9 protein-coding genes and 1 pseudogene are annotated in these 8,662 nt (G+C 37.6%); 9 read left to right on the top strand and 1 reads right to left on the bottom strand.

Annotated features, from left to right (window positions below; all coding sequences use genetic code 11):
• Positions 1 to 28: 28 nt before the first annotated feature.
• The 4 genes and pseudogenes from HMPREF3029_RS02985 to HMPREF3029_RS02970 all read left to right on the top strand — a co-directional run.
• Positions 29 to 790: pseudogene (locus HMPREF3029_RS02985) on the top strand (Na+/H+ antiporter NhaC family protein); the annotation flags it as partial.
• Between the two features lie 107 nt (positions 791 to 897).
• Positions 898 to 1,278 (top strand): hypothetical protein, encoded by a 381-nt coding sequence (locus HMPREF3029_RS02980; RefSeq protein ID WP_144265398.1) that lies wholly within the window; start codon positions 898 to 900, stop codon positions 1,276 to 1,278.
• 59 nt (positions 1,279 to 1,337) lie between these two features.
• Entirely contained in the window at positions 1,338 to 1,928 is a 591-nt protein-coding gene (locus tag HMPREF3029_RS02975; protein WP_070709665.1) for a ribonuclease H1 domain-containing protein, read from the top strand.
• Positions 1,929 to 2,705 carry a Cof-type HAD-IIB family hydrolase gene (locus tag HMPREF3029_RS02970; RefSeq protein WP_068129537.1) on the top strand — a complete coding sequence of 259 codons (777 nt, stop codon included), beginning with the start codon at positions 1,929 to 1,931 and terminating at the stop codon, positions 2,703 to 2,705.
• Positions 2,706 to 2,742: 37 nt separating this feature from the next.
• Here the strand turns inward: HMPREF3029_RS02970 and HMPREF3029_RS02965 are convergent, their stop codons facing one another.
• Positions 2,743 to 3,396, bottom strand: a complete 654-nt coding sequence (locus HMPREF3029_RS02965) for a metal-dependent transcriptional regulator (protein WP_070457080.1) — start codon at positions 3,394 to 3,396, stop codon at positions 2,743 to 2,745.
• Between the two features lie 146 nt (positions 3,397 to 3,542).
• Here HMPREF3029_RS02965 and HMPREF3029_RS02960 point away from each other — a divergent pair, with 146 nt between their 5' ends.
• The 5 genes from HMPREF3029_RS02960 to HMPREF3029_RS02940 all read left to right on the top strand — a co-directional run bounded on the left by HMPREF3029_RS02960 (position 3,543) and on the right by HMPREF3029_RS02940 (position 8,450).
• Positions 3,543 to 4,847 carry a pyrimidine-nucleoside phosphorylase gene (locus tag HMPREF3029_RS02960; RefSeq protein ID WP_070709662.1) on the top strand — a complete coding sequence of 435 codons (1,305 nt, stop codon included), beginning with the start codon at positions 3,543 to 3,545 and terminating at the stop codon, positions 4,845 to 4,847.
• Positions 4,848 to 4,855: 8 nt separating this feature from the next.
• Positions 4,856 to 6,001, top strand: coding sequence for a UTP--glucose-1-phosphate uridylyltransferase (locus HMPREF3029_RS02955; RefSeq protein WP_083314962.1), 1,146 nt, complete (start codon positions 4,856 to 4,858; stop codon positions 5,999 to 6,001).
• Positions 6,002 to 6,676: a PAQR family membrane homeostasis protein TrhA gene (locus tag HMPREF3029_RS02950; RefSeq protein ID WP_070709654.1), complete on the top strand. Its 675-nt coding sequence runs from the start codon at positions 6,002 to 6,004 to the stop codon at positions 6,674 to 6,676. It abuts the gene before it with no gap.
• A gap of 95 nt (positions 6,677 to 6,771) precedes the next feature.
• Positions 6,772 to 7,818 carry an Mrp/NBP35 family ATP-binding protein gene (locus HMPREF3029_RS02945; RefSeq protein WP_070709653.1) on the top strand — a complete coding sequence of 349 codons (1,047 nt, stop codon included), beginning with the start codon at positions 6,772 to 6,774 and terminating at the stop codon, positions 7,816 to 7,818.
• Positions 7,815 to 8,450, top strand: coding sequence for a KinB-signaling pathway activation protein (locus HMPREF3029_RS02940; RefSeq protein ID WP_070709651.1), 636 nt, complete (start codon positions 7,815 to 7,817; stop codon positions 8,448 to 8,450). The genes HMPREF3029_RS02945 and HMPREF3029_RS02940 overlap by 4 nt, the downstream gene beginning before the upstream one ends.
• The last annotated feature ends 212 nt before the right edge of the window (positions 8,451 to 8,662 follow it).

The raw sequence follows: 8,662 nt of genomic DNA, 5'->3' as shown, positions 1-8,662 counted from the left end.
TTTTAAGTGGCTAGGTTGATTATAAAATCTTCCAGATAACTTTGTCATTTCACCGTGGCTATTTTTAGTACCAGTCATTGTTATCGTTTTAATCGTATTAAAAATGAGTGCTGCACCTGCACTATTCATCGGTGCGATGCTCGGGGTACTTGCTCAAGTATTTGTTCAAGGTGGATCACTCAGCACGTCAATTGACGTCTTAACAAACGGATACGCTTTAGAAAGTGGTAACGAAAGTGTAGATACACTGTTTAACCGCGGTGGATTACTCGACATGATGTATACTGTTTCGATGACAATCGTTGCGATGACTTTCGCAGGGATTATGGAGTACTCAGGCATGCTTCAATCGATTATGAACCAAATTTTAAAAATCGCAAAAGGTACATTTGGTTTAATTTCAGCTACGCTTGCTTCAGCGTTTTTCACAAACGCAACGTGTTCTGAACAATATATTTCAATCGTTGTACCGTCAAGAATGTACTTAAAATCATATATAGACAATAAACTACATCCGAAAAACTTATCGCGAAGCTTAGAAGATGGTGGTACGTTAACGTCTGTATTTATCCCTTGGAATACGTGTGGGGTATTTATATATGGAACGTTAGGAGTGTACGCTTGGGATTACGGCCCATATGCGATTTTAAACTTCTCTGTACCAATTATTGCACTCATTTTAGCTGCGACAGGTATTGGGGTTAAATATATTACTGACAGCGAAAAAGAAGAGTTCTTAGAAGATATTTACGGTTCAGAACAAGCGAAACCAGCAAGCAATGAGTTATAATATACGTATGAAACATATTATTAAACTCATTTTAAGTATCTTTTTTGTGTTTTTCATCAGCATATTTACTGATAAAAAACGCGCAAAATAATGGATCGGAGCTGATAGTGTTGAAACGCTATATCATGTTGATGTCAATGTCGCTACTTTTAGCTGCATGTTCAACGAATACAGATACAAAAGAGCCGTCCGAAAACGTCGAAGAACCAAAAGAAAATATTGAAGAGAAAGATGTAGATAAAGATATGACAAAAACACGTTACATCGTCTCGTTTAATCGTGACGTTACATTAGAAGACTTAAAAGAATATGGTGTAGAAGAATCAGATGTGATTAATGAGATGGACAACATGAACATGAAGACAATCGATCTCGATGAGTCACAATACGAAAGTTTAAAAGAAGCGCCATTTGTCACGCATATTGAAGCGGATGAAGAAATCGGCATTCCCCCAGGGGAAAAAGAAGATAAATCTGATGAAATGTAATATCACGAAGGCAGACTCCGGTCTGCCTTTTTTGGTACAATGAACCGTGGAGGAGACATATGAGTAAATATTATGCAGTACGTAAAGGGAGAAGCCCTGGTATTTATAGAGATTGGGACACTGCAAAGCGCGAAGTGATGGGTTTTAGCGGTGCAGAGTATAAATCATTTAAAACTGAAGATGAAGCACTTCAGTTTATAAATTTAAACAAAAAAGAAGCTATAAAGTTAGATGGGCTTATCGCGTATGTTGACGGGAGTTATGATAAGCGATCAGAACGCGCAGGATTTGGTGCAATTCTAATTGAAGATGGTAAAGTAATACACGAAGCGTCGAAAGAGATTGCTATTAATAAAGAAAACAACTTATGGAACGTCAGCGCTGAAATTGGTGGAGTACTATATGCAGTTAACTATGCGATTTCAAATCAGTACGATAAAATTCACGTCCATTATGACTATGCAGGTTTAGAAAAATGGGCAACGAAAGAGTGGCGTGCAAATAAACCGACAACAAAAGAATATCAGAAGCAAATGGAGCAACTGATGCACCAAATCAAAGTAGATTTTATAAAAGTGAAAGCACACACTGGAGATTTTTATAACGAGCGCGCAGATAATCTTGCAAAACAATCAATTATGGAGGACTAAATGGTGAAAAAATTATTGTTTTTTGACATTGACGGAACACTTTATAATACATCGGTCAAAGTACCAGAATCTACTAAACGTGCGATTGAGTCTCTTAAAAAAGATGGACATACGTTAGTCATTGCGACAGGTCGCGCACCGTTTTTATTTAAAGATTTAAGAGAAGAGTTAGGTATTGAGTCGTTCATCGCATTAAACGGACAATACGCAGTCGTTGATGGAGAAGTGATTTACAAAAATCCGATTCCGAGTGACTTGTTAGAAGAAATATCTAAAGACGCTAAAAAACATAACCATCCAGTCGTCTATTTAAACGATACACATATGGTGTCAAATATAAAAGGTCATAGCCGAATCAACGAAGGGTTAGGCTCTTTAAAGTTCGATCAATCACCTGGACATAATGAAAACTTCCACCTTGAAAACGAAGTGTACCAAGGATTACTCTTCTGTACAGAAGATGAAGAAGACTATTATAAAGAAAGATATAGTGAGTTAGACTTTTTAAGATGGCATCGAGTGTCGTTAGACGTAATGCCAAAAGGCGGATCTAAAGCAGAAACAGTTAAAAAAGTGATCGAAAAGCTCGGATTTAATGAAGATGACGTCTATGCATTTGGAGACGGACCGAACGATTATGACATGTTAAAGCTCGTTAAGCACTCTGTTGCGATGGGTAACGGTGTCGATGAAACGAAATCAGTCGCCGAATATGTCACGAGTCACGTCGATGACGACGGATTATATCATGCGTTAAAACATTATAAACTCATTTAAATAAAACAAGCCGTGTCCGTATAAACGGACGCGGCTTTTATAATGGTCGAACGAATATAAATTGTGCGATTGTTGAGGATATATATACGATTTCTCCGTTTGTTTCATTGTATAGTTCGTATGAGTCGAGCATATCATCGAAGTTCTTTACAGTGACGACGTCGTTTATGTTTAAGTTTTGGTTTTTAAAGTAATGTACGAGTCGGTCTTCGTTTACGAAACGCTGGATGACGACAGAGTCGTCGATGTTTATGTCCGGTAAGATCTTTGCGTGGCGATCTGCGATTTCCATATCTTCAGGTAAAATTGCTCCGCCATGTGGACAATATTTTGGACGTCCTAGATATTCGTATATTCTTTCAGCGAGTTTATCTGAAGTCGAGTGCTCTAATAGTTCAGCTTCGTCGTGAACCTCATCGATAGAAAAACCAAGTTTTTCAACGAGAAACACTTCCCATAGACGATGTTTATGGACGAGTCGTTTTGCTTCTTCTGCGCCTTCAGCGGTAAGCATACTTCCGTGATACGGCTTTAAATCGATCCAGCCGATTTTAACTAGGCTGTTCATCATCTCAGTAACAGTTGGTGGTGAAATATTGAGTTTTTGAGATATCGATTTATTAGATACTCTAGAAAACTCGCCACCGAGTTCATATATGATTTTTAAGTAATCTTCTCTCGTCGGACTCATGTATAAACCACCCTTCGTTATGTAACTTAATTATGCAATGAATATTAATCTCGTGCAACATTCGTTTATTTTATCATTTAAATAGGATACGTTATAATGTAAGAATAGAAAAATATGTTCGAAAAAAGTTAAGGAAGTGTATGAATATGACAAGAATGATAGACATCATTACAAAAAAACGTGACAATATCGAATTATCAAAAGAAGAGATTAAATCGTTTGTTCAAGGATATACAAATGGAGATATCCCAGATTATCAAGCATCGAGTCTACTGATGGCAATCTTTTTAAACGGTATGACAGAAGATGAAGTTGCAACGTTAACGATGGAAATGGTTGAGTCGGGAGATCAAATCGACTTATCTGGAATCGAAGGGTTTAAAGTAGATAAACACTCGACAGGTGGTGTTGGTGATACTACGACGTTAGTATTAGCACCACTCGTTGCAGCAGTTGGCGTTCCAGTGCCTAAAATGAGTGGAAGAGGGCTAGGGCATACAGGTGGAACGGTTGATAAGCTTGAAGCGATGGAAGGATTCCATGTTGAATTATCTCAAGAAGAATTTATCGATCTCGTAAACAAACAAAAACTTGCACTAGTCGGACAATCAGGTAACTTAACTCCAGCAGATAAACTGATTTACGCTTTACGTGATGTTACAGGAACAGTAAACTCGATCCCACTAATCGCAAGTTCGATTATGTCTAAAAAAATCGCAGCAGGTGCAGATGGTATTGTTCTCGACGTAAAAGTTGGTGACGGTGCATTTATGAAAAACGAAAAAGACGCAGAGGCACTCGCACATACGATGGTACAAATTGGTAATAATGTCGGACGAAATACGATGGCAGTTATTTCAAGCATGGAAGAGCCACTCGGTTATGCGATTGGTAACGCGCTAGAAGTGATTGAAGCAATTGAAACGTTAAAAGGGAAAGGTCCAGAAGATCTTACGGAATTATCGCTTGTCCTCGGTAGTCAAATGGTTGTTCTTGGTGGCGGTGCAAACAGTTTAGAAGAAGCACGTGGACTATTAGAGAAAGCAATCGAAGATGGTTCGGCACTTGAAAAATTTAGACAACTCATAGTAAGTCAAGGTGGTAACGGTGACGTGATTGATGACTACAGCCTATTACCTACTGCTGAATATACGATTGAAGTAAAATCAGACAAAGCAGGATACGTCACGCAAATTGAGTCTGAAAATATGGGTATAGCAGCATCGATTTTAGGTGCTGGACGTGAAACGAAAGAAAGTGAGATTGACTTAGCGGTCGGTATCGTTCTAGAGAAAAAAGTTGGAGATAAAGTAGAAGTTGGAGACACACTAGCAGTGATTCACTCTAACAAAGAAAATGTGGATGACGTCATTTCACGCGTTAAAGATTGTTATACGTTTGGTGAAGAAGAAGTTCATCCAATACTCATTAAAAAAGTGATTACAGAATAGAGGTGTATATATTGAAACGATGGATTCCGCAATATGACAAGCTTAGAGAAACATCAAAAGAAAAAGTAGATGCACAGTTAAACGAGCTAGATTTAGAAAGAGTTAAATCTGTCTATGAAGACGTATATGTAAATCAGACGACGTTTGATACGTCAAACGTTGAAGAAGTCCCGTACGTGACAAAAGAAGAGTTAGACGTAGAAGCATTAGAACGTTTAGCACATACATCGATTGAAAACGGAAAAGTCGCGGTACTTTTAATGGCTGGTGGACAAGGGACACGCCTCGGGTACGACGGTCCGAAAGGTACGTTTATGTTTGACGACGTATCGCTTTTTGAACTTCAAGCGCGTCAAATCTTAAAATATAAAAAAGAAGACGTGTTAAACGTTCATTGGTACATTATGACGAGCGACATTAATCACGATGAAACAGTTCAATTTTTCGAAGAAAAAAACTACTTCGGATTACCAAAAGAAAATGTTCACTTCTTTAAGCAAGAGCATTTTCCGTCTCTATCAAAATCTGGAGAGTTACTATTAACTAAAGATGAAGAAATAATGATTACACCGAACGGAAACGGTGGAATATTTAGTGCCCTTAAAGCGAGCGGTATGCTAGAAGATATGAAATCGCGTGGCGTTGAAGCGGTGTTTATGAATAACGTTGACAATGTCGTCGTAAAAGTACTCGACGAAGTACTTGTCGGTCTTCATTTAGATGAAAAAAATGAAGTGACGTCAAAATCAATCACGCCTAAACTAAATGAAAGTGTCGGTCGACTCGCGTTACTTGACGGTAAGAAAACAGTCGTTGAATACACTGAAATTCCTGACGGAGAAGACGCGTCATTTACAAATGGAAACATCGGGATTCACGTATTTAGTATTCCGTTTATTGAAAAAGCGGCAGAAGCGGATATGCCATATCACCTCGCGCTTAAAAACTTGGAATTTTTAGATGATGATTTAAAGCTAGTAAAAGAAGAAGCGTTAAAATTTGAAAAGTTCTATTTCGACGCATTTATCGTTGCAAATAAACATAAAACGCTTCAAGTGGACCGTGCAGGAGAATTTTCACCACTTAAAAACAAAGAGGGTCAAGATAGTGTGGAAACAGCGCGTCGTGATCTTGAGAGGTACGAACTGATATAGATGAAAGAAAATAATATCTCTGTTGAAAAAACTTTAAAACACATTATTCCTTTATCGTTTGGTGAAGAAGTAGGAAATAGCGTCAGTCACGGTGTCGCAACATTTCTATTTATATTTTTACTTCCTTTTACTGCTATATATATGTATGTAGAAGGTGGGGCAATGCATGCGTTTGGCGGTAGCGTGTATGTCATTTCAATTATTACAATGTTTTTATCGTCGACGATTTACCATATTATGGCACCGGGCACACATCACAAATATGTCATGCGTTTAATTGACCATAGTTGTATATACATTGCGATTGCCGGTACGTATACACCAGTCGCGCTTAGCGTTATCGGTGGATTTTCTGGATATACGATTCTCATACTCCAGTGGAGTGCGGCGATTTTAGGTGTACTATATAAGACGTTAAGTCCGAAAGTCAGTCCAAAAATTAGCTTAGCGTTTTATCTTGTGATGGGGTGGATGATTGTACCGTTTTTACCTGCCGTATTATTTGGTACAAATATTATGTTTTTAGTCATGCTTTTTATAGGTGGCGTATTATATACAATTGGCGCATGGTTCTATGCGCAAAAAGATAAGCGATACTTCCATATGATATGGCACTTTTTTATAATTATCGCGAGTGTCGCTCATTATATCGGTATCGTGTTCTACATGATTTAACATAAAATCAGACTTCATACGCATTTTATTGCATGAAGCAATCGCTTATTATGATAATATAAGTTCAAATAGCGATTATCGAGAGGGGATTTTAAATGATAACAGAGTCAGAAGTACGTCAAATAGTGGAGAGTGTAAACGATCCGATTTTAAACGTACCGATTTCTGAAACGAGTGGTGTCGAATCAGTCAAAATAATAGAAGATAAAGGACACGTCAGCTTAAAGATTTTAATTGGACGTTTAGGGGGACAAGAACAGTTAGACTTACAAATTAAAATCGTTAATTTATTAAAAGAAGCGGGCGCTAACAGTGTCGGTCTTCGTTTTGACGAATTACCAGAAGAAGAAATTAATAAACATAAAGCGACGATGGGTAACCAATACGAAAGCCAGTTTGATATGGAGAAAACGAAGTTCATCTCTGTAGCATCTGGTAAAGGTGGCGTTGGTAAATCAACGGTCACAGTAAACCTTGCGGTTAAATTACAAAAGCTTGGTAAAAGAGTTGGAATCATCGACGCAGATATATACGGGTTTAGTGTGCCGGATATGATGGGGATTTCAGAGCAACCCGAAATTAAAGATAAAAAAATTATTCCGGTTGAACGCTTCGGGGTTCAAGTTATTTCTATGGGATTCTTTGTTGAGGAGAATACGCCTGTCATTTGGAGAGGGCCAATGCTCGGTAAAATGCTAACGAGCTTCTTTAAAGAAGTAGAATGGGGCGACCTAGACTATCTTCTACTCGATTTACCACCAGGAACAGGAGATGTTGCGCTTGACGTACATCAAATGTTACCTGAAAGTAAAGAAATTATCGTAACGACACCACATCCAACAGCAGCATTCGTTGCAGCTCGTGCAGGAGCGATGGCAATTCATACGGATCACGAGATTTTAGGTGTTGTAGAGAATATGTCTTACTTTGAAAGTAAAGAAACAGGCAATAAGGAATATATATTCGGTAAAGGTGGCGGACAAAAACTCGCGGAAGAGTTAAACGTGCCGTTACTCGGGCAGATTCCACTTGGCCAACCAAACTTTGACAAAGAAGACTTTGCACCGTCCGTTTACCTTGAAGGTGAAATTAGCGATCATTATGAGAAAATCGCAAAACGCATTATCGAGGAAGAAGAATGAGTTCAAAATATGTTGTTAAGTTTTACTTTACGACGTTAATTATCGGTGTGATTGCGTCTACATTTATCAGTCTGTTTACAGAATATGAAAATGTCACGAGTCATTTGTTTAAAGGGGACTTTTCTGAGTTTTTCGTCGGTTTAATATGGATTATAGGATACGGACTTATTATCGCGACTGTCGCGCAAGTCGTTTTCTATATATACTTATTCATTAACCCACTTGGGCTCGGGATATTTAGAGGCATTTGGCCATACGTACAAATACTTCTTATTATGTATGCGATATTCGATCTTTTCTACTTAAGATTTTTCAAAGTTGGAAAAGATCACGGTTCAACGTTTGAGTTTATATGGATACCAATTATTGTCGTAATTGTTGGATTCGTAGTCGCATATGTTAAAAATAAACAAGTCGAAAAGAATATCTTTATACCATCACTATTCTTTATGATATTTATGACGTCGTTAACACTACTACCATTTATATCAGTAGAAGATACGACTTGGATTTACCGTTCGATATTTACTGTACTCATATTAAATGCGTACCAATTACTTAGATTGCCAAAATATATTGAAGCATCTAAAGAAGATAGAATCGCACGCGGTATCGTTAAGAAAGACAAATAAAAGTCTATAACTTTAGAGCGCTACACGAGCGCTCTAAAGTTTTTTTAAAAAAGATATATTTTTACGCTTGACCATTTTTTGTTTACTTGCTATTATATAAAAGTCGTCAAAATCAAGAAACGACAGACGCACGAAAAATAAATTTTAAAATATCAAAAAATAACTTGCTTTAATTTTTTGAACGTGCTATAGTAAATATTGCGCTTTTCAAA

This window comes from Nosocomiicoccus sp. HMSC059G07, from assembly GCF_001815515.1.
Lineage (GTDB): Bacteria > Bacillota > Bacilli > Staphylococcales > Salinicoccaceae > Nosocomiicoccus > Nosocomiicoccus ampullae_A.
Note: the sequence above shows the minus strand (reverse complement) of the source record. Positions and strands in the feature narration are given on the sequence as shown.

Coding starts and splice junctions, on each gene's coding strand:
- HMPREF3029_RS02940 (WP_070709651.1), top strand. CDS start 7,815: ATGAGTTCAAAATATGTTGTTAAGTTTTACTTTACGACGTTAATTATC.
- HMPREF3029_RS02960 (WP_070709662.1), top strand. CDS start 3,543: ATGACAAGAATGATAGACATCATTACAAAAAAACGTGACAATATCGAA.
- HMPREF3029_RS02970 (WP_068129537.1), top strand. CDS start 1,929: ATGGTGAAAAAATTATTGTTTTTTGACATTGACGGAACACTTTATAAT.
- HMPREF3029_RS02975 (WP_070709665.1), top strand. CDS start 1,338: ATGAGTAAATATTATGCAGTACGTAAAGGGAGAAGCCCTGGTATTTAT.
- HMPREF3029_RS02965 (WP_070457080.1), bottom strand. CDS start 3,396: ATGAGTCCGACGAGAGAAGATTACTTAAAAATCATATATGAACTCGGT.
- HMPREF3029_RS02950 (WP_070709654.1), top strand. CDS start 6,002: ATGAAAGAAAATAATATCTCTGTTGAAAAAACTTTAAAACACATTATT.
- HMPREF3029_RS02945 (WP_070709653.1), top strand. CDS start 6,772: ATGATAACAGAGTCAGAAGTACGTCAAATAGTGGAGAGTGTAAACGAT.